Source organism: Amycolatopsis sp. NPDC000009, from assembly GCF_055563465.1.
Genome location: NZ_JBVHDI010000023.1, coordinates 124,791 through 149,340, shown reverse-complemented (window position 1 = coordinate 149,340; position 24,550 = coordinate 124,791). Strand labels below are relative to the sequence as shown.

The window sequence follows — 24,550 nt, the reverse complement described above, 5'->3', positions numbered from 1 at the left end:
ACAAGTCACCAATCATCGCCATCCGTACCCGAAACCGGCCAGAAGAGCCTCGAACACCCGTGTCCACCTGCGGAAATGCTAAGTAAGTGGCATTGGGGGGGAGGGGGAGGGGGTAGTCGGCTTCCAAGGCGGCCAATAGCCGGGCAGTGCCGTACAACGGTGTCCGTACCTCGTAGTACCGGTGCAGGTAGGGCAAGGTGATTTCGACGGTCGTCCCCCGCTGTCGTCCGGCGAGCAGAAGCCGGTTGTTGCGCCAGTCACTGGTTCCCTGGACGACCCAGACCTGTTCTCAATCGGCCCAGCAGCGCGTGATGCCCTTCATCATCAAGTCCGGTCGAGTCCGGACCTCCTTCTCGAACTCTGTGCGCAGGCCGAATCCGATCAGCGCGTCCCCGAGGTCGTCGACCCGGCGCACGAACAACTCGCGGTAGGCCGGGATGAACTTGGTGCGTTTGCGCGGGCATCACCGCACCTCCGTGTCCGGGGGAATAATGGCGTTGGTGTTCCTCAGGGTGAGCGCTTGGTCGAGATGGTCGGCGGTTGGTTCCTGGGCACCGTCGAGGTCGGCGAGGGTCCACGCGAGCCGCAGCACGATGTCGCCGCCGCGCAGAGTCAAGCAGCCCGCCTCACAGGCGCGGTGAATACGGGCGGCCGCGTCGGTCGCGTGCTTGATGTGAAGGTAGTCGCGTGGCACCTGGGCATTGAGAACCGCTGTCCCCAGCCCTTCGCCCATCCAGCGGGACGCCGCGCGGTCGCGCGCGACAGCGACCTGGGCGCGGGTCCGTTCCAGGAGCTGGACGATCGACGCGATCTGCGGGCCGTGGACCGGCACGTCGATCAGGTGGGTCGCGGCGAGGCGGATGTCTATCGTGTCGCGCAACGCCGGAGGCGTGCGCCATCGGGACCTGGAGGTGCGGACGGCGGTGGCGACCAGCTGAAGACCGGCGGGGTAGCGGCTGTCTCCGTCGTGCTGTCGGAGATGAGCCTCTCGGTTGAGCAGCACCGCGCGCAGGGATTCCTGTGCGGACGTGGCGAACTGGTCCAGGTCGGGGGCGAAGAGCACTCCATGATGCGCTCTGCTGACCTGGCCCGGTTGGCGTCCGCCGATCAAAGACGCGAGCCGATCGCTGTGGTGGGTGACGGTCAGCGGTGGTGTGGACACGAGGATGGCGCCGTCCTCGCGCGGGCCGAGCAGGGACTGGATCGCGGCGACCTCGAGTTGCTGGTCGCGGGTGAGATCGGGTAGCAGAGCGTGCAACCAGGACACGAGGTGTAGTCCGCCCGCGTCGTGCGGCGTCTCGCACAGCAGGTGGTGCCCGCCGGCGGCGGCGACCGTGACCGCGCGCAGCACGTCCGGCGTGAGCGGGATGACGGGCCAAGGCTGGCGGGCTGCCACCGGCATGATCGGTGCGCTGGGACGGTGCAGGACGAAGTCATCGCCGCGCAGCCAGTCGGCGATCTCGGTGAGGGTGTGCGCGCCGAGCACATCCAGCCCCTCGACGACTGAGGCCTCGTCGAGGGTGGCGGCGGGCACGATGATCCGGTGGATACCGCGCGCGCGGGCAGTCTGTGCCGCTCGGAGCACGCCGCGGATGGGCCGGAGACTGCCGTCGAGACCGAGCTCGCCGAGTACCGCGGTGCCGAGCAGCCGCGCACGCGGCGTGCCGAGGCGGGCGGCCAGCACTGCGGTGGCTACGGCCGCGGCGTCCGGGCTGGCGGTCTCCGGATCGATCCGCACCTCGACGCGACGGCGGTCGTCGCCTGGCTGGGTACGGGAGTTGCGCACAGCGGCGTAGACCCGGTCGCGTAGCTCGGGATGGAACCGGCGTCCTTGGTGGCCCAGGATGACGACACCCGAGCCGTCGACGACGGTGGCGGTGAGGGCGATCGGCTGATCGGTCGCACCGGTCACGGACACGGTCGAGACAGCGGACATGACGAGGCTCCCTTCGGAGAGTGCGGAGGCCACCGGGCAACGGCGGCGAGGACAGCTCGGCCTCGCCGCCGTCGCGCGGAAGCCGCTGTTGCGGACGAGGGCGAGCAGGGGTGAGCGGCGGCTCAGAGAGACCACGGTCGGTACTTCTGCATCAGGAATCGCCGCTCTGCGTCGGTGATCGCCACGGGGGCGACCAGGTCAGCCGCGGCCGCGGCGTCCATCGGGGCGGGCAGCTGGTCGGCGGGTCTCCCGCCGCGGGCCCGTCGGTTGGCGACCATCAACTCGACCGCGGTCGCCAGCCGGATCCGCGCGGGCTCATCCTGATCGGTGCGCATATCCACCACGGCACCCGTGGCGATGTCGATGCACTGCTTCGCGGTCAGGCTCACCACGGGCAGAGCGTCGGCGTGCGCGGCGTCCTGCGCGGGCGTCCGTTCAGGCCACGTGGACGGCAGCTGCGGCCCCCGCAGCAGCACCCGCCGCTCATCCTTGGACAAGCAGATGATCGGATCCCAGGCGATCCGGCCCAGTGCCTCCGCGGCCACCAGCGCGATCTCGAGGCGCTTGGTCGTGGTGGCGACTCGGTGTCTGGTCTCGGCGTCGTTCGCGGGCCGGTGTAGCGGAGCCTGCGATTCTGTCGCGTGGTTCGTGATGCACGCGTGAACGGTCATGACGTCCTCGTTGTTGTTGCGTGGCAGGGGATCGAGGGGGAGGAGAAGCAGACCGGTGCGCCGCTCGCGAGACACGCGGGGATGTCAGCACCGGGCTGCCTCGGACGTGATGTCGGTGATCCGTGCTTAGAGGTGCACGGTGATCGAATCGGGCGGGTCAGGTGGCGCCGTTGTCGTCACCTGCACCGATCCGCCCTCGATGCCGTCGTCGTTGAGATCGCTGACGACCGTCTCGGCCGCGTCGTCCTCGTCGTGAGCGTGGATCGGACCGATGGTCAGCGTCACCCAGTAGCTCTTCTGGTCGGTCATGCCAGTCACCCGTCGAAGCGGCGTCGCGTGAGCAGATGCGCCAGCTCCCGGCCGCAGTCGTAGGCGACCGACCGAGGCGACTCCGGGTCGTCGTCGAAGGTCAACCCGCTGCCGCAGCGGAACTCCACCACCCCTCGCAGGGCGATACACGGGTGCCGGGCAGCGGCGATCAGCAGTCCGGCGAACCGCCGGAGCCCGTTCGTACCTGATCCTCGCGGGCGGGCGGCCTGGGTCGACGGGACGATCAGATCGAGGTCGAGGCCGTTGCGGGGCGCGTTGCGCAGGACCTGCAGAAGTCGTCGCGCGGCGTCGTGCGGGCTCGCGACGTCGCCGAGATTGACTCCCAGCGTCAGGTTGCGTGCGGGGCCTGCCGGATCCGGCGTCCAGTCGTCGCTGGCGCCGCGGCGGGTCCTGGGTCGGCGCATCCTCACGACCTGGACTCCGTCGTCGGCGACGACGGAGACGGGACCGCGGGAGCCGTCGGGTCCGATGGTCACGGTCACCATCGGCAGGATCACGTGGTCGAGCTCGGCCGTATGCGGAAAGTCGAGGGGTTCGCGGTGGAGCAGGTCGGCCGGCTGGAACACGTCCCGGTACACGGCCTTGCCACAGACCGAGCACGGCGCGGTGGCGCCGTCGAGTGCGTCGGGGTCCCCGAGCGCCAACGTCATGACGTCGTCCATGAATGGTTCCTTTCCTTACGCTAGTGGGATTTTCTGGAAGTCCGGCCACTGGCCCCGGCGTAGGGGGTGCGGGAGAGAAAGCCGATCCACCGCGCGACGCTCAGGCTGGTTTCCGAGGCCGAGAGAGCGTCGGGGAACACCTGGCCGACACCAGCTGTGCCAACCTTTCTGTGTGCTGGACGGCCCGATGGTGGTTCCGGCCGGGTTCGTCGCAGTGGTGTGGCTCGACGCGGTCGTCACGTGCGCTCCTCGGGCCGAGGTGCTGCTCCACTGGGCGGTGGGGCGCGACCCGTCGATGGGTGCGCTGAACAGCGGATGTGGTTCAGGCGCGGGCGACGGCGATGCTGCTGGTGCCGCCGTACTTGCCGTTAACCTCGCGGTAGCAGCGGCGGCACACCACGCCGGTGGGAGATTCCGAGCCTTTGCCTGAGGCGTGGCAGCACGGTGTGAGCGGGATCAGCTTTTCCGTGCCGTCGTCGTGGAGGATCGGGCGGCCGGGCTCGCCGAGGGGGATGAGCAGGTCGCCGTCTACGTCGATGCCGACGACGCGGTCGGCGATCACGGCGTGGACGTGACGGTGGCTGCCATCGGCCAGGTCGATGGCGACGGCATCGCCGGGTGTGTCCGGACAGGGCATGGCGACGCACCTTTCGAGAGTGGGGACGGAACGAGCGAGGCCGCCGGTCATCGCTGCTGCGGTGACCGGCGGCCGGGGGATACGACGGGGATCTGCGGGACTCAGCCGGGCAGCGACATCGCGTGGCGCATGGCGGGAAGGTCGATGTCGATGCCGCCGCCGCGCATGGCGACCGGCTCGACGCCGCGTCCGGCGAGCAGGCCGGCTTCCTCCGGGTCTGCGGCGTAGTCCCAGCCCTCGCGGTGGCGGACCTCGGCGTAGATGTGGGTGTGGCCGTGTTCGCAGGTGTATCCGCGGCCGTCCGGCAGGTACCAGGTCAGCCCGTCGCATTCGACGACGTACTGCTCGCCGTCTTCGGGGTTCACCAGGCCTGTCTGCCAGCCGCAGGGCCAGATCTCCGCGGCGAGGTAGCAGGCGCGGACCGCGGCGACGGTCGCGTGTGTGGCGGTTCCCCTGTCGGGGTGGCGGTGCCGGTTTCCGCAAGTCACAGGCAAGGGGTTTCTCCTGTCTGGTGGCGCGTGGACGGGCATGGGCCGTAGAAGCCGCACCGTGGGAAAGGGGGCGCAGCCTCGCGCAGCGACGCCGTAGGCGCCCTTGGAGCACGGTGCGGCTTCTGCTGCCATGGGCCCGCCCGCGCGTCACCAGACGGGAGGGTTGATCGGTAGTTCCCCGTGTCCTCGTCGAGTCGATCTGCCGGGTGTGGCCGTCGCTACCACTCCCAGTAGGGGGATTCGGCACACCATTCGCCGTCGGCGTCGAACTTGATACAGGTGCAACCGTGCTTGGTGGCATTCCGGATGAGGGGAAGCAGTTCGCCCGGCCAGTTGTGCTCGGCGGCCGCCTGCTCCGGTTGCTCCCGCAGTACACACAGGAGCCAGCCGCGCGAGGTGGGGTCGGCCGATAGGCCTTCGTAGTCGCCGAGCCGTTCGTTGGTCTCGAACCGGAGGTGTCTGGTGGAGACGTCGAGGAACCGCCTGATCGGGAAGGCCTGGCCGGGTGTCTCGGTACCGGCACTTGGGCCGTGGTGTCGGCTCCCGGGTCGCCGCGGCCCTGGGTGTATGCCTCGCCGGGCAGCGGGCGCGGGGTCAGCCGTAGAACCAGATCATCGACGTGTGCAGACATTCGGCGGCCGTGCCGGCGCCGTGGGCGTAGAGCCGCTGCGCGCCGTCGATGATCAGCGCATCCCGGAGACGGACATGATGCTGCGACAGCAGGTCCCCGAGCACGGTCTCGGCGTCCATACCGAGACTGGATGGATCGAGAGTCCAGCTCAGACCGGGATCGTCGAGATAGGACCCGGCCGTCATGATTCCTCGGTCCGCTCGTGGTTGCGGCGCACGGCGTTTCGCAGGCTAGGCACAAGGGGATCGCGGTCGCCGAGACCCCGGGTTTCCATCGCGTCCAGCTTTTCCAGCAGCCTGGCCGCGGCGACCACGTAGGACCCGGCGCTCATCCTGTCCAGGACCAGCGGGATCAGGTTCTCGACGTGATCGTCGTCGTCGTGCAGACTCAGCCGTTGCGCGATGAACGAGGCGAGAACGACGAAGATCCGCGGGTCGGCCGTCAGCATCGTGTCGAGAACGGCCAGGCCGGTCAGGGATTCCACGCCCTTCTCGGGCGTCGCGTCCTGCCCGCCGGCCTCGAGCACGTCGGGATCCCCGGCGGGCTCCGCGTGGCTGAGGATGATCTGCACCATCTTGTCGCGGACGACGTCGATGTGGTGTTCGAGTACGAACGTACCGGTGGTGAGGTGCACTCCCAGCGCGCTGTCCGGGGCGACGCGCCGGTAGCGCTCGGCGAGCAGGTTGTGCACGTGGTCCCCGAACGGAACCTCGGCGGTGTAGCCGGTGCCCGTGGTGAGGTTGCAGGCGACCTCGCCGTAGGCGGTCAGGTAGAACCCGTCCTCGTCCGCGCTGGTGGTGAACAGGACGTAGTCGGCTCCGCTGTTGCCGGTGACGGACGCGGTTTCACGGATGGCTTTCAGCAACCGCTGCTCGGTGACCCTGTCGCGCTCCTGCTGCAGCTGGCGGAGCAGGGTGCCGTCGCGCCGTTCGGCCTTCAGGCGCGTCATCAGCACTTTGACGTCGGTCCAGGTGGACGGAGGATCAGAGCGAGGGGTGCTGAGCAGGGCGTGGAGTGTGTCCAATGTGGTCACGTGCATTCTCCTGTTCTTGTAATGCGTCGGGGATCCGGTGTGCGGTGCCCGCCGCGCGGCCTCGGTGTTGAAGTCGCCAGGCGTCGCGACACGGGTGTCGGCGGGCGAGGTCGCGCCGCGGACCGGTGGACGGTGCGGAGTCACTCCCGACGCCGGGCGGGATCTGGGGGAGGTGTAGCGCTGGCCGGGTTCCGGCGCGGAGCTGTGGTCGCGGAGGTGTCGGCGTTCGGCGAGGACATGCTGGCCGCTGCGGTGCCGTCCGCGCGCGACGGTGGCCTGGGCGACCTCGGCCCGGGTGGCCCAGCGCAGGTTGTCGGCCCGGAAATTGAAGGTGTCGCCGTCGAGGAACATCGCGACGTGTCCCGGCGGTGGGTCGCCGTGGAATGCCTAGCACACCAGCCGGGCGACACGGGCGAAACGCTGGGTGGAGTCGTGCTGGTAGGCCACCTGAAGCCTGGGCCGGGTTCGCTTCACGCGCACGACTCGGGGAACGAGGATCCGGGCGGTGGCGGCTATACGGACGCGGCCGAGAGTCAATACCTCCAATACCGGCGCGGACGGTGCGGCGCGCCAACGTTCGCCTTGGTGGTGGAGCTGCTGTTCAGTCCCGTCGGGCACGGTCCGCTCCTTTCGTGGCGGCGATGTGCAGGGGTGGGAGGTCATGCCCGCGCCGGGGGAAGTCGGCGCGGGCATGACCAGCAGGGGAGCGACGGTGGCTAGGCCGCCGCAGCCTCGGGCGCGTCGTCGTCCTGCGCGCCGGTCGCGTCGTCGGCGGTCTCGGTGGCGGGGGCGAGGTGGGGCCATTCCGCGTGGTCGAGTTCCGGGTTGTTCACCAGCCTCTCGACGGGAGAGAGAGGGAACTTCAGAGCGTCCAGGAGTTCGAAGTAGAACTTCGTGTCCTCACTGGGCGAACGCCAGCTGGCGTCGGCGTTTTCGGTGTAGGCCCGGTCCCAGTGCTCCTCGCACGCGCCGATGACCTGGGCGAGCCGGATGAGCACAGCCTGGGTCTCGGTGCAGTTCTTCTGCCGCAGCTTCGTGACGAGCGGATTCGCCTCGCGGCTGTTGCCCCTGGGCTCGGCGATTTTGAGCAGCTGGCACGCGTAGCTGTGCTTCGGCGCGGCGTCGGAGAGGAAGTCCGAGGCGAGCACCTCGGCCAGCGCCAGCCAGTGATGCACCCGCTTCGGCAGCTCGGCGGCCTTGCGCCTGCCCCAGCTGGTGAAGAACTTCACCAGCCACGCCCGCCGCTCCTGCTTGGCTTTGCGCCAGGCCTCGTTGTTCTTGCCTGCGCGCTTGGCCTCCGCGGTCTTGTAGGCGCGGTCCGGCTCCACTTGGGCTCCGCCGCGGCGGACATGCCCGTGAGTGTCCGGATCCGTGCAGACGTACACGATGTCCGCCGCGGTCTCCTCGAGGTCGTCTTCGGCGTAGGCGGCGTGGCCGGGGCAGCCGGCGTGCTCCTCAGGTGTGAGGCTCTTCTCGGCCTGTCCGTCGGCGAACAGGTTCCACAGTTTCGCCACACTCTCGGCGTCGGGGTCGGCGATGGTGATGCCGTCGGCGCGCAGCTGCGTCTCGGCGGCGGCGATCTGGACCGAGGCCCGGGTGTGGTGGCCGTGTTCGGCGTAGTCCATGCACAGCTCGGTGATGTCGAGCTCGCGTCCGTAGAGGAGCCTGACCGCGGCGCCGCGCCCGGGGCAGTCAGTGTGGTCGGCCGGGTTGAGCGGGGTCTGGTCCTCGCCGTTGCACAGGTCCTCCAGCAGGGCGGAGCCCTCGGGCCGGTCCCAGCTTCGTTCCACAATGGTGTAACCCAGCTCGATGAGCCGCTGCTCCTCCTCGGCCCGCAGAGCGCGCTGCCGACGATCCTCGCGAACCTGGGCGAGTTTCCAGTCGAAGTTGCCCGGGCTGTCGCGGAGGTAACGGACCAGGGTCAGGTAGTCCGCCTCGTTGTCTTCGAACTCTTTGAGCTGGGCCAGCACAAGCAGGTCGGTCTCGGGCAGAAGTTCGTTCGCCGCCTGGATGGTGCGCGGGCTGGCCGCGACGGCGCGGCCGGCCTTGATCCGCTCGACCGGTTTGCTGAGCTCGTCGGCGATGGCGTTGTCGTCGAGGCCGGTCAGCGCCAGCTGCTCGTAGACCTTGGCTTCTTCGGCCTGGGTGTAGTCCTCGCGGTGAAGGTTCTCGATGGCCTGGGCGATCAGGGTCTCGCGGTTGGTGCCGGGGGCGTGCACCATGACCGGGATGGTGAGGTCGGGGTTTTCGACCTCCTTCACCGCGACAGCGGCGGCCGTGCGGTGGAACCCGACCTGCACCTCGAGGACACCGTCGGGCCCCGGGGCCACGTTGACGATCGAGACCCTGGGATCGAGGCCGCGTTTGGCTACCGAGGCGACGAGTTCCGGCTTCTTCTGGCGGATGTCGCCCACGACACGGCTGTTGCCCTCGGCGCGCAGGTCTCGCGGGTCGATCTTGTACTCGATGTAGGGATACTGGCGCTGCTCGGCCGCCGTAGTGGTGGCCTCGGCGACGTCCGTGGCCGGGGTCGCGACGTCGTCGACGGCGGTGTCGGGTTCGGCGAGGTTCGTGGTCACTGTGCAGCCTCCTGGGGGTGTGCGGGCATGGCGCTGCCCTGACGCGAATGGCGGAATGTGTGGAGCAGAAGGAAAAAGAACGGATTGGAGACGGACCATGGGGGCCGCCGGACCGCTTGGTGGCGCGCTCCGCGGTGTGACCGTGCCGGGGCCGGGGGTGTCCAGCGTCTTTGTGCTGGACACCCCCGGTTTCGGTGCGGCACAGTGCGCGGCGCCCACCGAGCGCGGCGGGCCCAGCCAGGCAGCTCATAGGCACGCAAGGCGGTGCCGGCAAGCTGCGGGTGGCTTCGGGAGACGAAAAGGGCTGGCGGGTGCCCGTCCGGCTGGGGCGCGCCCGGGTGTTGTCGTCGGGGCAGCCCTAGAGTGGTGCCGCGTTCGGATCCGGACAGGCTGTGGGAAGCAGGTCGACGTCGTCGCCGGGCTGAGCTGCGAGGTTTACGTGGAACTTCCGGCCGTGCTGGTCGGTCAGGATGACCGGCACGCTGGGGGAGTCCTTGATCATGTTCAGCAGCCTGGTGGCGGCTTCGCGGGGATCGCTGCTGTCGTCGATCCGCCAGGTGATCTGGGCATCGAAACCTGCGGGGCGCGGGTAGCGGTAGGACTCTGCCCGCATTCGGTTCCCGGCGTCGTCGGCGGGGGTCCAGCTGTTCTCGACGATGTGGTGGCCGTCCGTGGCCAGGAGCGCCTCGACGGCCATCGTGGTGGTGGCGGGCCTGGCGAGGATGAGGTCGTCGCCGCAGTCGAGGCCATCGACGACGACGATCTCGCCGCGGGCACGGTCCCACTCGACGGCGAAGGTGTCCTGCTGGTCGACGGGCCCGGTGGGCAGGGCGTCGATCGCTGTCCGCCAGGGGAGGCCGAGCCGATGCTGTCGCTGGACGAGCGGCATATGGTCCATGTCGACGACCTCAGCGCAGGTGAAGATGGGGTTGCCGAAGGCGTCGCATGCGGCGGTGTACAGCCCGAGTTCCGGGACGTGGAAACAGATCGTCCCGTTCTGGAGCCAGTCCGGGTCCTCGTAGACGGTAAAGGCGACCTCGGGGGCTTTCTGGATCAGCGAGCGGGCGAGATCGGTGATGCTGTCGCGCGCGATCTCGTCGGAGTCGTGCCGCCGACCGAGCTGGAGAGTCTTGGCGTTGGCGATATCGCTGTCGATGAGGCCGTAGTCCTGCAACGTCGCCAGTACGGCCCGGACGCGGTAGGGCGGGCAGGCGTGGATCGTGGCCGATCCGGAAATCCAATCAGGCATGGCGAGGTCTCCTTGGATGACAGGCGAGACAGATGGCTCTGTGGGCGGTTTGCGCGTGGGGATGCACTGACACGGAACGCACAGGGGTTGGCCGAGCAAGGCGTCTGCTGACCTGGGCCGGGTTCACCTGGCGTTGCCGCCGGTGCCGTCGTGGGGCTGGTCTCTATCGGGGCAGCTGTCGGCGTCGTCATCGCCGAGGGCGTCCACGATCACGCTGATCGCGTCGGGGATGCTGGAGTGCGGGATCGCCTCGCCGAGCCGTTCCAGGTCGTCGGGTGAGAGCGGCCGGTCGGCCCAAGCCTCCAGCTGGGGCACGGTGATCGGGGTCGACGCGGGTGGGGCGAGACGGTGCAGCGCGAGAGTGGCCGCGAGCTCCCAGACGTGGACGGCTCCGGGAGCCTGGAGCAGCCCGGGGCCTGCCTGTGCGAGGTGCGCCCAGGTCCAGGCGACCCAGGCGGGGTCGCAGTCGGCAAGTGCGCAGTACTCGGTGACGTCGGCGGTGCTCACAATACGAATCGAGGCGGGATCGCCTGGGGCGGCCGGCCGTGCATGGTCGCCGGGGAAGTAGGCGACGAGCCACGTCATCGCCGGGTGGATGATGACGCCGCGCTCAATCACACGATGCACGCCATGGGGTTGGACTCGGTGGATCTCCACGGCGGTGCCGGGTGGTGGAGCTACGTGGGACATGAGGTCCTTTCCTCCTGGGCTAATAGTTGGGCGCGACGAAGCCCCCGGTGTTTTGAGCCGGTGCTGCGAGCACGGCCGCCCCCTCGTGGTCCCGGACGGGGATCAGATTGCGGAGGTGGATCGAGCTTCAGACCGGGGTGTAGTTCTCCGAGGCGCGGATCGCGGCGATGACCTGCTCGCGCCAGTGCATGGCCCAGCGTGGGCAGTTGTTGCACGGGCCCGGGTACTTGCAACCGGGGAGCCGCATGTCGGTGACCCTGGCCTGATAGGACCAGGCGAGGCTGTCCGCGGACACGAAATACGGGGCGTAGGCGCGTAACGCCGACGTCTTCAGCCCGAAACCATGAAGCTTGTAGCCACGGCCGGCGAAGTACCCGGCGATGGCACCGCTCTCCCGGATCGAGCTCCGGCGGCACACCGAGCCCAGGCCGACCCGAGGCTGGGCGGCGAGGTCGACACCGGCTTTGCGGTACATCTCGTCGTGCCCCACATAATCTTGTGGTTCCCAACCCTGAACGGGCATCCACGGGGCGTGCGGGAACTCCCGCGCGAGGTACAGGTAGGACTCCAGGGTCCATTCCTGGTGCTCGATCACGGACCCTCCGGACCTGAGGAGCACTTGAGGTTCGCAGGGATAGCCAAGCGGCGCAACGAAAATCGGGTAGCCGCAGTCGGACATGAAGCGGTACACCATGCCGCCGTAGGTGTCCTTGCTCCACCGCCACTCGCCGTGGTCGCGGATCTCGGTGAACCCGCCATTTCCCAGAACCAGCTGTCTCCTGAGACTTCAGTGGTCGAGCCGTTACGTCCTGAGAGTCGTCACAGGTAGCGGTGGCCATGATCTCGGTGAAGAGATCGTGAGAATGGGGGCGATGACCGTGAGTGGCAGTTCCGAGCCATCTGGGGGCGCGAGCTGGAAGGCGTGGGCCAGGCGGTGGCCTGCGTGGGTGCCCTTCGCCGCTGGGGTTTGGGGAGTGTTGTACGCCGTCGTTCAGGTCATTTGGGTCGTGGCAGAGGTCGACGTGCGGTGGGCGCCTCGCGTGTCGTACCCGCCGGCTTTCCAATTGCTTCTGGCCGCGCTGGCCGTGCTCGTCGCGCTGGGCTGCCTGGCCACCACGCGAGACTTCGGGCGACGGGTGCGGGGTGTGCTGCTGGTATCGCTGGGGGCCACGATCCCCGTGTCCGCCCTGGGGTTGGCCAGCCTCCCCGCGTACGTCGTGACGCTGGCGTCATTCGCCGGAGTGGAAAGCGCCACTGGTCTGGCCCAGGTCCTGGTGAACGCGGTGGGCACGGTTCTCCTCGTCCTCGTTGTCATCTCCTACCGCCGGCGGCTGCGCGGCCGGTGTCCGAGGTGCGGGCAGAAGCACCCAGGCGCCGGCGACGGTCCGCTCGGTCACCCTCGCGCCGGCATCGCGTCGAAGCGGACGCGGCGGACGGTCTACGTTCTCATGTGCGGGCTGCTGCCGTGGGCGGGCGTCAAGACGATCTGGACGCTGGGCGGTGACGCGCTCGGGGTCACCGCCGAGGGATGGCGGGTAGTCAACGCCGGCGGGTCGGGAGCGGTTGAGGCGCTGGCGGCTGTGGGCATCGATGTGACGGTCCTGGCCGCGGCGGCCGGGGTGTTCCTGCTGTTGGGGCTCATGTACCCGTGGGGCCAGGTGTTCCCGCGCTGGACGCTGGTCCTCGCCGGGCGGCGGGTCCCACGCCTGCTGCCCCTGCTCCCCGCGTGGCTGGCAGCCGTCGGCCTGTCGGTTTATGGGATCTTCCTCGTGATCTTCGCACCACTCACCGCCGCGGGGGTGCTGCCAAGTCCGGCGATCGTGCCGCCGTTCACCACCAGTTCCGGAATCACGTGGATGATCGAGTTCGGCGGCCTGGCCTTCGGTGGCCTCGGCCTCGGGCTGGTGGCAGCCGCCAGGTCCTACGCCACCCGCACTCGACCGGTCTGCGCGGCACACCTGTCTGGGCACAGCCCCGCCAACGCCTCGCAGTTCGACCCTGCCATTGCGAAGTGATGGCTTCTGCTGCTGGTAGTGGGCCACCGCGAGCATCCCGGTCTCCCGATCGCCGCGTGGTCGCCGTGGATCACCTCGCCGCCAGGTACACACGTCCGGGTGCCGGGGCCGCCCGGCCCTTCCACCCGAAACGGTTCGCCCGCTCGACGACACGGTGCTCGACGGGTTGGAGAAGCGCCGCTGTCGATGGCGTAGGGAGTCCTGGCGATCGGCAGGCCGCGGCCGCCGGGCACGTAGGTGGAGAGAGTGTGCGCGGACACGCACAGCGGAACGGGGCTGTGGGCCAGCCACCACGGCCGGTGGGTACCGAGGAAGGACAAGAGCCGCCGGGCCGGGTCGCGCCGGCGCCGGGATTGCGTCCAGGGGGTGATGGTGAGGTCGTGCATCGGCGGCCACCGCGCCCGTGGGGTCGGAGCGTGAACAGGCATCGGATCGGCGGGCTGTGGGTCAGCGGGCCCGGCGTGCCAGCCGTTCGGGATCGGTGATGAGCACGGACTTGCCTTCGACCCGGATCCAGCCCCGGCGGACGAAGTCGGCGAGGGTCTTGTTGACGGTTTCGCGGGAGGCGCCCACGAGCTGCGCCAGTTCGATCTGGGTCAGGTCGTGCACGACCCGGTATCCGCCGCCGTCCGTGGCCCCGAAGCGCTGCGCGAACTGAAGAAGAGCACGGGCGAGTCGTGCGGGGACGTCGTTGTAGGCCAAATTCTGCACTGCCGCGCCAGCACGGCGCAGGCGCCGCGCCTGAATGCGCAGCAGTTCCTCGGCGAAGTCAGAGCGCAACCCGATGATCTTCTTGAGCAAGGTCCGGTCGATGGCGGTCGCCAGCGTCTCGGTGAGCGTTGTCGCGGTGGCCGAACGCGGGCCAGGGTCGAGCAGGGAAAGGTCGCCGAACATGTCCTCCGGGCCGACGATCCTGAGCAGGGTTTCCTTGCTGTCTCGTCCGGTGCCGATCTTGACCTTGCCGGACTTGACGACGTAGAGCCGGTCTCCAGGCTCGCCTTCGTGGAAGATCACGTGATCTCGCGGGAACTCGAACGGGTCTCCGAACTCCAGGATGAACGTGTGAAGTGAGGCGTTCGCGGGGATGTCGTTGGTGGTGGGCATGCTGTGCCTCCTGGTTGGCGCGGTGCGTGGACCGGGGCGAGGGAGCAGGCCGGTGTCGGCGGTGTCCGGGCTCGGCGAAGCCGACCGCGAAGCGGGTGCCTGGACACCGCCGACACCGGCCTGCTTCCATTGCTGGTCCACGAAGCGCTCCGGCCAGGAGTCGCGATTGCCTGGTTATTGGGGCTTGGTGGGTCGGAGGCGGTAGTGCTGATCCTGGATGGGGTACACCACTGTCGTTCAAGGGGTTGGATTCGGCTGTGGGGTCGTGGCCAACGAGCGCGGTGTCGGCGTCAGCGCGGCAATGACGTCGTTTGGTGCGGGAGTGCAAGGCGTTGCGGTACCGGATGCGGACGACGGTGGCCGCGCAACGTCGGACGAGGTGCAGGACTGGGGTGTAGTGGGAGTCGCTTTCGGCCGGGCGGCCGAGGTCAGGCGGCGACCGGCGTGGCCGGTCGCGCGGTGAGCGTGGGTCCGGTGAAGTCCCGCGCTGACGTGCCGCCTGCGACGTCGCTCCACGACCAGCCGAACGCGTCGCCGTCAGTGCGCAGGGTGGCGCGGTCCACCACGACGGTGCCGGTGAACTGTTCCTCACTGCACCAGCCGGAGCCGGTGAACGCGCTACCCAGCCACACATACGGGTTACGCAATTCCACCGCCCCCTCGTCGGGCAGTGCTTCGACATCGGCCAGGTCCACAGCGACCATCGCGAACCCCATGATCACCGAGAACTCCGGGGACGCTTCCGCGATGACGGTCTCGGCGAGGGCCAGGTTCGTGGCTGTGTGCTCGAAACCCAGCAGATCCAGGAACCGCTCTCCGGACAGCGGCGCGAAGCTCAAATTCGCGTCCTCGTCCATCGCGGGAATCGTCACGCGCAGCAGCACCGGCCCGTAAGTCTGTACCAATTCGTCGACCCACGGCGAGGAGTCGCGGTCCCGCACCGTGTCCGTGGCGCTTTCGCGCTCATCGGAAGATTTCCAGTCGTCCTGAAGCTCGCTGTAGTCGGTGTCGTCCTCGGCTTCCCAGCCGTCCACGATCTTATTGGCCAACTCGTCCACCTCGCGGTGCGCGGCGTCCAGCGCCACGTCGCTCATCGCGTCGAGCAACCACTCCCCGTCGCGCGTCTCCCAAGGGTTCTCGCCGCTGACCATCGCCGCGACCACCTGGTCGGGCAGCCGGTTGTCACTGTCGAGATAAATCAGGGTGTATTCGGTCTTCAGACCGTCGGCGACGGCAGTGGCCAGGGCCGCGACCGTCCGCTCACTGTTGACACTCATGGCTTTACTCACTTTCGGGTCGATACGGAAACGCCGGGATCGGAGCGCGCGGTGTTCTCGTCGAGCGCGCGACGGTGCATCACGTCCTGCGCGTCAGCCGTGGTGCGGCTCGCGGCGTCGGACGCATTCACGCGCGCGTCATCCCGTGGTAGGACACGGGTTCGTGGCTGGGGCAGTGGTCCATGCCGGCGGCGAGCCGCGAGCATCTGGAACGTGGTCAGGTTGCGCAGCGGAGTTTCGGGTGAACGCCTGCCGTTCCCAGGCCGGTGGCGCCGGGCGTCGTGCCTGCTTTTCAGGAGGAACAGGGCGGTCCGATGTCGCGCCGCTTGCGCGGGCGACTGTCCTGACGAAACAGACGACCAGCGGCGGAGGCTGGCGTCGGCGTGTGTTCGCGGCGAAACGCGTTGGGGTAGACGGGTCTTGCTCACGCCGACGGAGTCGATGCGGGCACGAACAGCTGGAGAGCAGCGAATGGTTACGCCGCCGCGGCGCTGTTCCTTTGTCGCGGGGAACGTCGTTGTCGGCGGTCTAGGCCGGGGCGTAGCGGCCAGTGCGCGTGATCAAGTTCAGGCTTATCGATCAGTTGCTCGACGTGTGAGCAGGGACTCGAGGGCGTCGAGGAACTGGAAGTAGTGCCTGGTGTCCACGCTGGGCGAGTGTCAGTTGGCGTCCGCGTTCTTGTCGGCGTGTAGGCGTGCTCCCGTTGCTCCGCGCAAGCCTCGACAGCTTCGGCTAGCCGGATCGGAACCGCCTGTGTCGCTCTGTGCAGCTCGTCTTCCGCACCTACGCGGTGAGCGGGCCGGCCTCGCGGTCATGGTTCCTGGATTCAGCGTGTTTGAGCAGGCTGCAGGGTAATCAACATCAGCCCTTCATGACCTGTGACGCACGGTGTCACGGCCCGAAGGCCGTGTGCGGAATCGACGTGGTGGCAGGGAAATGACGATGGCCTGCCGGAGATCCGGCAGGCCATCGTGTCGTCAGGTGCGAGGAGAGCAAGGGCACTAGAAACCGTGACAGGGTGAGAAGGAAGTCCCCTTATTGCCTCGCATGATCAGGATACCGGTCCGCTCAGACCGGGATCAACTGGTTTAGCCGGTCCGGGGTGATCACTTCCACGTTGTCCGGCAGGTTTTCCGGTGCCTGCATGCCGAGAAACGTGACGGGCCCCTCCAGTTGGACACCGGGCTCCCACGTGGTGATCGTGGTGCCCGCGGCACGCATCATCTCGACCAGGTCGCCGACGGTGAGGTAGGTGCGCTGCATCAGCTCGCGCGCGAGCGTGGCTGTGGAGGCATGGTTGCCTTCGACCCGGTTGAATGTCGGCTTTCCGGACAGGTACAGGTGCAGCCACGTCGCGGTCCACGTCCCGTCCTGGTCGCGGGTGAACACGACGGGAAGGGCGACACGCCCGGTGCCGCGCATGTCCGACCGAGTCCGGACGGTGCGGGCGTCGAACGGCGCACCGGCCTGCGCCTGGTCGCGGGTCATCCAGCCGAACATCGACTCGGCGACCTGGTTGAAGCCTTCGCCGGAGTAGATGTGGACCTGCGGCACGACGTGGGTGGCGGAGATCGCGTCGCCCGAGTCCAGCGGGAGGTCGATGAACTCGGTCGCACCGTCCGGCGCCGGGGCCTGGGTCAGATCACCCGAGTACACCGCGCCACCGTCGTGGTGGCGGTCCCACGACACGTGCCCGGCGTAGCGGAACTCGTCGTCCAGCAGCAACGCGGACAGATCGAAGTCGGTGCTGCTGCTGGTCTCGCGCCAGTGGGTGAAGAACCGAAGTACCTCGCCCTCGACCCGGCTGCGAGAACCGCGCGGCAGGACTGCGAACCCGTTCTCGGTGGCCTTGCCCGACAGCGGCAGAGCCACCGAGAGCACTGCGGGATCGACCAGCACACGCTCCCTCGGTGGCAGCCGGGCGGTCAGCTCGGCGTCGATCAGCGCGCACACCTGGGTGATCGCCTCGGCCCGCACCGGCGGCCGGGTGTCGCCGGTGACCCACGCCCGGCGGGAGCGGGTGGGGAACAGGCGCGCGGCGTCCGACTTGGCGCGGTTGGCCAGGTGCTCACGCACCGAGCACAGCACGCGCCCGGACACCCGCCCCAGACTCCGCGTCATCGCGGCGAAGACCGCGTCCTGCGCGGGCTCGTCGGCCTGCCGCAAGAGCCGGTCGGCGAACCGCATCAACATGCCCGGCGAGCCGGTGAGGATCTCGGCCGCGCCGGCGATGTCTCCGCCCGCGAACGCCAGTTCCGCCCGCGAGGCCAGCGACGTGACCGCCCGGTCACCACGCGCTACGCGGAACACTTCGATCGCGTGGGGGAACTGGCGGAACTCGTGCGAGTGCAATCCTTCGCCGAGCCGCTTGAACCTTTCTGCGAAGCGGGTTATGTCGCCGAGCTTGCTCTCGCCGCCGGCCGCGACCTGGTCCAGCGCCCCCATCAGCACACGGCGCTCGCGATTGGAGAACGTGCGGAACCGCGTCGGCATAGCCAGCGTGACGTCGCCACCACTGGCCTGGCAGACGGTGCGCAGCACGTCGAGCACGGTGTCCACGCCCAGCAGCGGCCACCCCGCGGCCAGCCGCGCGGCGTTGAGCACGGCACGGTTCTCCCGCACTGGGATCTCGGTCAGCTCGATGTCGCCGCAGTCCCGCGCGAGTCCGGCGAGCAGCTGCAGGTCGGCTTCGCCCAGTGGCGTGACCGATTCGGCCAGCTCCCGGTACAGCACGGCTGCTTCCTGTTCCAGGGTGCCGCCCAGCCGCACCAGTGTCATCCGGTTCTTGATCGAGGGGATCAGCTCGTCGTGCGCGGCCAGCAGTTCGGCGTAGGAGTGCTGGTAGCGGCCGTAACGCGGCAGGTCCAGGAGATTGACCAGGCCGCGATCGAGTGCCGCCCGCAAGTCTGCGTCGGTCGGTTGCGCGGTGAGCCCGCGGGTGCGGGGTGTGGTGAGTGCGTCGCGCAGGGAGCTCACCCAGAACTCGACGGAGTCCGGGACCCCGCGCGGGAAGTCGATGAAGTAGGCGTTGTGGGTCACGTGGTCACCGACCAGCGTCCGGACCGCATCGAGGACGTCGACGGCCAGATCCATCGCCGCGCCGGGCTCCAGCCCGGAGAGGTGTTCCAACAGGTCACGAGTGGCTTTGAAGCCGGCACCGGCCAGGACCGAGTCCATCTGCCGGGCAACCGCCGCGCCGTCGCCGGCGGGCGCCGGGCTCCGCGGCACACGCAGCGTCCTGCTGATCATCGTCGTCGACCGCATCTTCTTGTCCTTCGCTCAGGTGGTGTGTTCAGGCCTTGGTCATGCAGGTCCTGGAGGTTCGCCGCCCGGCTCGGGCGGTGGGGCGGCCATCCGCTGGCGGCGTGCCCGCGTCGCAGCCCATACCGCGAAGCGGGGTTGCGGCGCGGGTACGCGGTCAGCGAGGCTGCGCTCGGCCGCCGAGCAGCGAGGCGCCAGGGAACGGCACGGGGTAGTACGGCACTTGCGCCGAGTCCGAGGGGCGTAGCCCGCTGGCCTGGGCGCTGAAGTGGACGCAATCACTATTCCGGGCTGCCGGGGCAGGTGGGGCGCCAGGGAGGTAGGCCGGTGCTGGATGCGTCATCAGTGCGCCGCGCGCCTATGTGTGCCTCGCTTTTCGTGCGCGGAGGGCGGGCGGCTCGAACCTAAACCTGCCCGATGTTGGGCGGACGGCTCTCCGCGTGGCGCGTTCATCGTCAGGGTGAAGAGTCCGCGGTGCGCAGAGAGGCCGTCCTTTAAGGACAGATAATTCTGGCAGGCATTACCTGTTGACTGCGCGACCGTGATCGCCGGATAAAAGGCGTACCGTCTTTTGTGCCGTACGGTGGTCATGATGCCCCCGGCTTGTCGTGGGTATTCATCCTTGTCAGCCGGATTGTGGGCGTCAATTGTATTTCGTGGGGCGTGCCGGGGATGCCGTTCACCGGGCGAGGGCGGTGCAGACCAGGCACACGGATGAGGGGGATGTTGGTCCCAGGACGGCTCGGGTAAGGGTGCTCAACTGGTCGTTCCGCTCGTGGTCGAGTCTGTCGGCGGCCTGGGCCAGCGGATTGCCGGCGGGCAGGTTCAAGGCAGCGGCGATGCTACGCAACCTGTGTGCGGCGTGCGGCCGTCGCTTTACGTCGCACGCGCGGGCAAGGGCGAGACCCGCGGCGGTGAGCTGGATAGGGCGACGCGGGGTGCCGTGCGTGCTGGTTTGGTCCGGTAGTCGTTCGGCGAATCCTTTTTCGATCAGTCTCCGAATGACGCTCGCGGTTGTAGTCGGGGTCAGCCCGGTTTCGTTGGCGATGCGATGGGCGAAGGAGGTGTGGTCGTCGGCGCCCGACAACGACAGCAGGACCATTGTTGTTGGCCCCGTGAGTTTGAAGGTGGGCATGGAGGGATTCCTTTCTTACGAGCTGGCACGCCGACATCGGCGGTGCGTGATCCGGTCCTTGTCGGTCTGGCCCGGGCTGTCTCGTGTGCAGCCTGGCGGGGACGGTTCAGTCCAGGCAGGCGAGCGGCTGGGCGGGCCACAGGCTGGCCGACGGCTCGTCGCATCGCGCGAGCCAGGTTTCGGTATGCAGCCAGGCCTTCGCGAGGGGGCCTCGGTCGGGGTGGTCGCTGATCGGTGCGCCGCACCGGCGGCACAGCAGGACGACCTCAGTGTCTACTCCGGCTTCACACCTGGGGCAATCGATGCGCGGGTCGGGCGCCCAGTGATGTTCGCGTCGGATCAGGGGGCGCGGGTTCCCGCAGCGACGGCAGCGTCCTCGGACGCGGCCGAGTCCGGCGAGCGCGAGTGCTTCTTTCCGCGTGCGTGCGTTAAAGCTCACGGCAGCGCATCCCGACGTGTCCTCCGGAAGCCAAGACGGTGTAGGGGAATTCCAGGTGATCTCGGACGGTGGCGCTGCTGTGGTGGTCGAGCAGACGGCCGTCGTCGAGGGGGTACCGCGTGGTGGCGTATCCCATCGGGTAGCCCTGTCCCTCGAGTCGGACCGGTCTCGCTTCAGGGATTCGGCGACCCGTGCGACATCGGCGGGACGAAGTGGATCGAGCGCGATTGTGCCGCGGCCGACGAGGACGTGGAATCTGCCGGGCGAGAACCTCCAGGATCGCAGGAGCGCTGTGCGGGACAGGCGATTGAGGATGGTTGCGGGATCGCTGGATGCGGCACGGTCCTGGGCGGCGGGCTCAGCGGGCATCGGTTGTACCCAGAGGACTATCGCCGGTGTACGGCTGGGCCGACGTGAAGACGGCGGCGGGCATCGTGAATGGGGTGTTGCGCCGGTCGAGCCATTCGCCCAGTGTGGACAGATGGTGTTAGATCTGGTGTTTCTATCCTTCGGTGTCTTGGTTGTGGTAGTCGGCTTGCTCGTCGGGCAGCGTGTAGTCGACCACCGCGCAGATGGCGTCACGGACAGCGTGGGAGATCACATACATCAGGAGTCCTGAGTCTTCTTTCATGGCGGGGCGGGAACTTCAGAGGCGGGTGCGGGTCGCCAGACGCGGCGCGGTACGGCATCGGGGGCGGCCGGTCCGGCGACGTCGCACGGGGTGTCTCAGTCGTCGTTGGTGGGGAAGGGGCCTCCGGTGCGTTGGACTTCGGCGGCCAGCGTGGCGTCCTCGACGGTGTGCAGGCGGAAAGCGGCGGCGGCGTACCAGGCGCCGTAGGAGGTTCGGGGGTCCTCGGCGTGCCGACGTGCGTGGGTTTGCAGGTCGGTCTTTGCCCTGCGGATTGCGTCGCGCACGTGCGCAGCGGTCGCGGCGTCGAGTGTCCAGATCACTGCCGTCTCGGTTGTGGTGACTTTGACGTCGAGCGCAGTAGTGCCCGCGTTCATGGGGTCGGCGGCGATCTGCGGGGGATTGTGGGGTGGGCCGCTGAGGTGCACCGAATCCGTCAGAGGAAGCTCGAGGCCGGATTGATCGGCTGGCGGGTGCGGGCCGACGGTGGCGGGCGGCGAGGCGGCGTCACGGACTTCCTGTTCAACCTCGTCGGGGCCGAGGTGCTGAAGCAGCGCCGCGATCTGGCTGTCGAGACCGTCGTTGTTGGCGTCGCTAGCCACCGCGCTGAAGACCCCGTGCACGACTTCGTCGAGGGCTCCGGAGTCCACGCCAAGCTGCTCGGCCAGTGCGCTGAGCCGAGACCGGTGCGTGGCGTCGGCAGGGTCGTCGGAAGTGTTCGCGGGCATGACTGAACTCCCTTGTCTAGATGGGTGGAGTGCCGGACCGCCACCCAGGTATCGGCAGTCCCGAAGTGGGTGGTTCGCCGGCTTGAGACGGCATGTGGTGTCCGCCCGTTGGCTCGATCAGCGCGCTGGACGAGCCGAAACGGCCACGGGACCGCCGCACACCGGCGAGCACCCAGGAGGCATGCCGCTGCCCCGGCAAATGGGATTCCGGGCAGCGCCGGGGCAGCTGCGTGGGAAGGCCGGTCAGTTTTCGAGGATGCGGTAGACGTCGGTGCGCCAGATGTGGGCGGTGTCGTCGAGCTGGCCCCAATCGGCGGCTAGCTGGAAGCCGTGCTTGGCCAGTGCGGTGTCGACCTGGTCGCTGTCGCCGGGCGCGGTGAAGGTCAGGTCCCCGGCTCCCTGATCGCCGCCCACGATGGTGACTTCACCTCGCGGGCGGTTCCAGTGTGCGGCGTGAGATTTCGGCTCGTAGACGACCTTCCCGGGCATGGTGTCGATCGCGGTCTTCCAGGTCAGGCCGAGCGCTCGCTGGCGAACGTCTTCGGGTTCGTTGAGCAGCTTGAGCACTTGCGCTCGGGTGAACAGCAGCTCGCCCTGGTTGTCGCAGTCAGCGGTGAATGAACCCAGCCTGGGCACGTAGGTGAGGTAGGTGCCGACCCATTCGCGAGCGGGGTCCTCGTAGATGGTGAATGCGGCTTCGGGTGCGAAGGTGATCAGCCAATCGGCGAGTCTGCTCGCGTCGCCGCAGCAGAACTCGTCGTCGGTATAGGTTTCGCCGAGGTGCAGCGATTTCCGGGCCTGCGTATCGGAATCGGTGTCGTCGTCCGCGGGACCGTCGTAGTACAGGCCGTAGCCGTGGAGGGCCTTGAGGACGGCACGCACTTGGTGCGGCGGGCAGGCGTGGACGATCGCGGTTCCACAAGTCGTGTCGGGCATAGCGAAAGCTCCTTGATCACGGGCGGGAATGGTCAGAATTTGGTGTCAGGCGGTGAGTTCGAGCTGTGAGGCCGCGGCCCAGGCGTTGGGGAACGCGGGTCCGGTTTTGGTTCGGGCAGTGGCGGGGGCGATCGTGAGGAATCGCTCGGCGGTCGCCATGCCGCCGTCGAGCCGCTGACGGTCGCGGTGGCGGAGCCACGCGCGGGGTTGGGTGTCGTCGGGGAAGGCGGGGGCGCCGACGGTCAGCGGAACGGCGGCGCAGCGGGCGCGCTGGGCGAGCCGGGCACGGGTCTCGTCGGGGGTGCCGATGTCGAGGATGCGGACCGAGCGGGCGAAGTTGTTCTTGCCGTCGACGCGGGGGGAGAGCGTGCGGCGCACGTCGTAGACCGCCCACGGCACTGTGGTGATCCGCTGTTCGAACGCGGCGAGAACGTCACCAGCGCCGGGCGAGGACCGCAGCAACGACAGCAGCCGCTGGCCCTTGATCAGGCCCTGCGTGGGGTTGAGCGCTGTGGAAGTGAACTCCATCGCGAGCGCGAGTACTCCGGCGTCGGGCTCGGCGATGAACCGGGCCATGGCTTCCTTCTGGCCAGTGTCGTTTGCTAATGCAAACGGGCAGTAGGTTTCCCTGTCAAGTCCAGGCGTGTTGCGAAGGGGCTCGTTAACACAGCATGCGGTCCCCGCACTCACCGTATCCAGAGGAGTTCGCGTCCTGATCGTGTAGCTCGCGGTCACGACGAGCGGGACACTATCTGAACGTCTCCGTGCATCTGGCGTGACGTTCATGTGGCACCAATCAAGCTATCGTTAAGTGGTGAGGTGGCCCGTCATGCGCCACCTCACCAGCAGCTCTAGCTGATCAATTCCTGAATTCGGTTAGCTACCCAGAGGTGCACCTCGGGTGGCAAACTCCACCAGAACCCGACGATCGCAGTACACCAGCGGGCCAGTAGCGATAGACGCCGCAAGGCGCTGCTGGTAACGTGCGGAGACGTCTTATGTGCTTGAGGGCGCTGGACGTGACGAGGAGTCCCCGCCGGGTGGCAGCCCGGTGAAGCGGGACTCCTTCGTCGCAATAGGGGCCGGTAGATTCCTGATCTACACGGCTTTCCGCTCTTGCGCCGCGCTCTTGCCACGGCGGTCCTCCTGTCCCCGCACCGACACGGTGCGGCGGCCGTGATCGCTGCCCGACTGGCGACGATCGTCTTGAGTGGATCCGCCGACCGCGTCCAGCGATGGCGCATAGCTCGGCACGGTAGTGCCGATAGCGTCGGCCGAGAGGGTTTCCACCGGGTAGGTGTAGAGGCCCCTTTGTTCGCGGACCAGTTGCCCGCGGTCGACCTGGTAGCCAAGGGCATTGCTGACCTTGGCCGAGTCGGCAGTCACGCCCAGCTTTGCGAGACGGTTGACCACCTCTGTCACCGTGAAGGTCTCCCCTGGAGTGATCACCTGCAGCAGCAGGCGCCGCAGAGGCAGTTCCTGTAGCGCCTTGTCCGCGACCGACATTTGCGAGTTGCCGTTGAACGGAGGACGCGGGCTGCTCGCGGGCGAGCTCTCGACCTCGTTCAGGACCTCACGACATACCTGCACCAGTTGCTGCGGAAGCTGCACGACTGCTCCCGCTTGACGCAACGTCTGCGTCAAGCCCAGGAACTTCCGGATGCCCTCGACCAAGTCGTCCACGTTCGGCGGGGGTGCCCCGTCGTCAGCGTGTTGCGTCCCGACCACGCACACCACCTCCGTCGCGTTCGTGCACGATCTACTCTCTGGAGAACTCTACACACTTGGAATCCAACTTTCGAATTTGGGCCCGGCTCGCGTGTCGTCTGAGACGCGATAGAGCCGGCCAGGCCCTTGTGCCAGTCGGGTGCGGCATACGCCTCACGAGACCAAGGTTGTTGCGAAGCAACAAATAGAGGAGCCAAGCGGGCTTGGCGCATCCAATGAACACCACGCGGCGGGTCGGACGGGGCCAAGTGGCGCGACTCTCCACCTGTCCGCTATAACTTCACGCAAGTTGGAATCACGTGACTGGGTAGTGCGGCCGTTCGAGGGGTCTTGTGCGGCCGAATGGGTAGTGCGGCGGCGCGGTGGAACTGCGCCGCTCCGCTTCTCGTG

At 68.2% G+C, this 24,550-nt stretch carries 21 protein-coding genes and 1 pseudogene; 1 reads left to right on the top strand and 21 read right to left on the bottom strand.

Going from position 1 to position 24,550, the window contains the following annotated elements; genetic code table 11:
- Positions 1-463: 463 nt before the first annotated feature.
- The 13 genes and pseudogenes from ACZ3HL_RS38385 to ACZ3HL_RS38325 all read right to left on the bottom strand — a co-directional run bounded on the left by ACZ3HL_RS38385 (position 464) and on the right by ACZ3HL_RS38325 (position 11,675).
- On the bottom strand, positions 464-1,936 hold the full coding sequence (locus ACZ3HL_RS38385; protein ID WP_465536487.1) for an ATP-binding protein: 1,473 nt from the start codon (positions 1,934-1,936) through the stop codon (positions 464-466).
- Positions 1,937-2,058: 122 nt separating this feature from the next.
- Positions 2,059-2,607 (bottom strand): hypothetical protein, encoded by a 549-nt coding sequence (locus tag ACZ3HL_RS38380; RefSeq protein ID WP_465536486.1) that lies wholly within the window; start codon positions 2,605-2,607, stop codon positions 2,059-2,061.
- Between the two features lie 126 nt (positions 2,608-2,733).
- Positions 2,734-2,916, bottom strand: a complete 183-nt coding sequence (locus ACZ3HL_RS38375) for a hypothetical protein (protein ID WP_465536484.1) — start codon at positions 2,914-2,916, stop codon at positions 2,734-2,736.
- A gap of 5 nt (positions 2,917-2,921) precedes the next feature.
- Positions 2,922-3,599 carry a hypothetical protein gene (locus tag ACZ3HL_RS38370; protein ID WP_465536482.1) on the bottom strand — a complete coding sequence of 226 codons (678 nt, stop codon included), beginning with the start codon at positions 3,597-3,599 and terminating at the stop codon, positions 2,922-2,924.
- A 322-nt stretch (positions 3,600-3,921) separates the two neighbouring features.
- Positions 3,922-4,236 (bottom strand): hypothetical protein, encoded by a 315-nt coding sequence (locus ACZ3HL_RS38365; protein ID WP_465536480.1) that lies wholly within the window; start codon positions 4,234-4,236, stop codon positions 3,922-3,924.
- Between the two features lie 101 nt (positions 4,237-4,337).
- Positions 4,338-4,730, bottom strand: a complete 393-nt coding sequence (locus ACZ3HL_RS38360; protein ID WP_465536478.1) for a hypothetical protein — start codon at positions 4,728-4,730, stop codon at positions 4,338-4,340.
- A 215-nt stretch (positions 4,731-4,945) separates the two neighbouring features.
- On the bottom strand, positions 4,946-5,215 hold the full coding sequence (locus ACZ3HL_RS38355) for a DUF5983 family protein (protein WP_465536491.1): 270 nt from the start codon (positions 5,213-5,215) through the stop codon (positions 4,946-4,948).
- Between the two features lie 106 nt (positions 5,216-5,321).
- The gene (locus ACZ3HL_RS38350) at positions 5,322-5,543 is read right to left on the bottom strand and encodes a hypothetical protein (RefSeq protein ID WP_465536476.1); all 222 of its coding nucleotides are present in this window, start codon (positions 5,541-5,543) and stop codon (positions 5,322-5,324) included.
- A pseudogene (locus ACZ3HL_RS38345) lies at positions 5,540-6,763 on the bottom strand (HNH endonuclease family protein); the annotation flags it as partial. The gene ACZ3HL_RS38350 and the pseudogene ACZ3HL_RS38345, both read right to left, overlap by 4 nt.
- 344 nt (positions 6,764-7,107) lie before the next feature.
- Positions 7,108-8,970 (bottom strand): ParB/RepB/Spo0J family partition protein, encoded by a 1,863-nt coding sequence (locus ACZ3HL_RS38340; protein WP_465536475.1) that lies wholly within the window; start codon positions 8,968-8,970, stop codon positions 7,108-7,110.
- Positions 8,971-9,328: 358 nt separating this feature from the next.
- On the bottom strand, positions 9,329-10,219 hold the full coding sequence (locus tag ACZ3HL_RS38335) for a hypothetical protein (RefSeq protein ID WP_465536473.1): 891 nt from the start codon (positions 10,217-10,219) through the stop codon (positions 9,329-9,331).
- 123 nt (positions 10,220-10,342) lie between these two features.
- The gene (locus ACZ3HL_RS38330) at positions 10,343-10,846 is read right to left on the bottom strand and encodes a hypothetical protein (protein WP_465536471.1); all 504 of its coding nucleotides are present in this window, start codon (positions 10,844-10,846) and stop codon (positions 10,343-10,345) included.
- 190 nt (positions 10,847-11,036) lie between these two features.
- Positions 11,037-11,675 carry a deazapurine DNA modification protein DpdA family protein gene (locus ACZ3HL_RS38325; protein ID WP_465536489.1) on the bottom strand — a complete coding sequence of 213 codons (639 nt, stop codon included), beginning with the start codon at positions 11,673-11,675 and terminating at the stop codon, positions 11,037-11,039.
- A 241-nt stretch (positions 11,676-11,916) separates the two neighbouring features.
- Here ACZ3HL_RS38325 and ACZ3HL_RS38320 point away from each other — a divergent pair, with 241 nt between their 5' ends.
- Positions 11,917-12,924, top strand: a complete 1,008-nt coding sequence (locus tag ACZ3HL_RS38320) for a hypothetical protein (protein WP_465536469.1) — start codon at positions 11,917-11,919, stop codon at positions 12,922-12,924.
- A gap of 447 nt (positions 12,925-13,371) precedes the next feature.
- Here ACZ3HL_RS38320 and ACZ3HL_RS38315 read toward each other — a convergent pair whose 3' ends face one another.
- The 8 genes from ACZ3HL_RS38315 to ACZ3HL_RS38280 form a co-directional block, all read right to left on the bottom strand.
- Entirely contained in the window at positions 13,372-14,169 is a 798-nt protein-coding gene (locus ACZ3HL_RS38315) for a Crp/Fnr family transcriptional regulator (RefSeq protein ID WP_465536468.1), read from the bottom strand.
- A gap of 287 nt (positions 14,170-14,456) precedes the next feature.
- On the bottom strand, positions 14,457-15,305 hold the full coding sequence (locus tag ACZ3HL_RS38310; RefSeq protein ID WP_465536466.1) for a hypothetical protein: 849 nt from the start codon (positions 15,303-15,305) through the stop codon (positions 14,457-14,459).
- A gap of 1,068 nt (positions 15,306-16,373) precedes the next feature.
- A complete protein-coding gene (locus tag ACZ3HL_RS38305) occupies positions 16,374-18,569 on the bottom strand; it encodes a TerD family protein (RefSeq protein ID WP_465536465.1) in 2,196 nt (731 codons plus the stop codon).
- 676 nt (positions 18,570-19,245) lie between these two features.
- A complete protein-coding gene (locus ACZ3HL_RS38300) occupies positions 19,246-19,701 on the bottom strand; it encodes a helix-turn-helix domain-containing protein (protein WP_465536463.1) in 456 nt (151 codons plus the stop codon).
- Between the two features lie 1,165 nt (positions 19,702-20,866).
- Positions 20,867-21,496, bottom strand: coding sequence for a hypothetical protein (locus ACZ3HL_RS38295; protein ID WP_465536461.1), 630 nt, complete (start codon positions 21,494-21,496; stop codon positions 20,867-20,869).
- Between the two features lie 243 nt (positions 21,497-21,739).
- Positions 21,740-22,432: a hypothetical protein gene (locus ACZ3HL_RS38290; RefSeq protein WP_465536459.1), complete on the bottom strand. Its 693-nt coding sequence runs from the start codon at positions 22,430-22,432 to the stop codon at positions 21,740-21,742.
- Between the two features lie 45 nt (positions 22,433-22,477).
- The gene (locus ACZ3HL_RS38285) at positions 22,478-23,008 is read right to left on the bottom strand and encodes a hypothetical protein (RefSeq protein WP_465536457.1); all 531 of its coding nucleotides are present in this window, start codon (positions 23,006-23,008) and stop codon (positions 22,478-22,480) included.
- A gap of 522 nt (positions 23,009-23,530) precedes the next feature.
- Positions 23,531-24,115 carry a hypothetical protein gene (locus ACZ3HL_RS38280; RefSeq protein ID WP_465536455.1) on the bottom strand — a complete coding sequence of 195 codons (585 nt, stop codon included), beginning with the start codon at positions 24,113-24,115 and terminating at the stop codon, positions 23,531-23,533.
- Between the last annotated feature and the right edge of the window lie 435 nt (positions 24,116-24,550).

Bases quoted from the DNA above. Each gene is read 5' to 3' on its own strand.
- ACZ3HL_RS38385 (WP_465536487.1), bottom strand. From the start codon at position 1,936: ATGTCCGCTGTCTCGACCGTGTCCGTGACCGGTGCGACCGATCAGCCG.
- ACZ3HL_RS38380 (WP_465536486.1), bottom strand. From the start codon at position 2,607: ATGACCGTTCACGCGTGCATCACGAACCACGCGACAGAATCGCAGGCT.
- ACZ3HL_RS38375 (WP_465536484.1), bottom strand. From the start codon at position 2,916: ATGACCGACCAGAAGAGCTACTGGGTGACGCTGACCATCGGTCCGATC.
- ACZ3HL_RS38370 (WP_465536482.1), bottom strand. From the start codon at position 3,599: ATGGACGACGTCATGACGTTGGCGCTCGGGGACCCCGACGCACTCGAC.
- ACZ3HL_RS38365 (WP_465536480.1), bottom strand. From the start codon at position 4,236: ATGCCCTGTCCGGACACACCCGGCGATGCCGTCGCCATCGACCTGGCC.
- ACZ3HL_RS38350 (WP_465536476.1), bottom strand. From the start codon at position 5,543: ATGACGGCCGGGTCCTATCTCGACGATCCCGGTCTGAGCTGGACTCTC.
- ACZ3HL_RS38335 (WP_465536473.1), bottom strand. From the start codon at position 10,219: ATGCCTGATTGGATTTCCGGATCGGCCACGATCCACGCCTGCCCGCCC.
- ACZ3HL_RS38310 (WP_465536466.1), bottom strand. From the start codon at position 15,305: ATGAGTGTCAACAGTGAGCGGACGGTCGCGGCCCTGGCCACTGCCGTC.
- ACZ3HL_RS38305 (WP_465536465.1), bottom strand. From the start codon at position 18,569: ATGCGGTCGACGACGATGATCAGCAGGACGCTGCGTGTGCCGCGGAGC.
- ACZ3HL_RS38300 (WP_465536463.1), bottom strand. From the start codon at position 19,701: ATGCCCACCTTCAAACTCACGGGGCCAACAACAATGGTCCTGCTGTCG.
- ACZ3HL_RS38295 (WP_465536461.1), bottom strand. From the start codon at position 21,496: ATGCCCGCGAACACTTCCGACGACCCTGCCGACGCCACGCACCGGTCT.
- ACZ3HL_RS38290 (WP_465536459.1), bottom strand. From the start codon at position 22,432: ATGCCCGACACGACTTGTGGAACCGCGATCGTCCACGCCTGCCCGCCG.
- ACZ3HL_RS38285 (WP_465536457.1), bottom strand. From the start codon at position 23,008: ATGGCCCGGTTCATCGCCGAGCCCGACGCCGGAGTACTCGCGCTCGCG.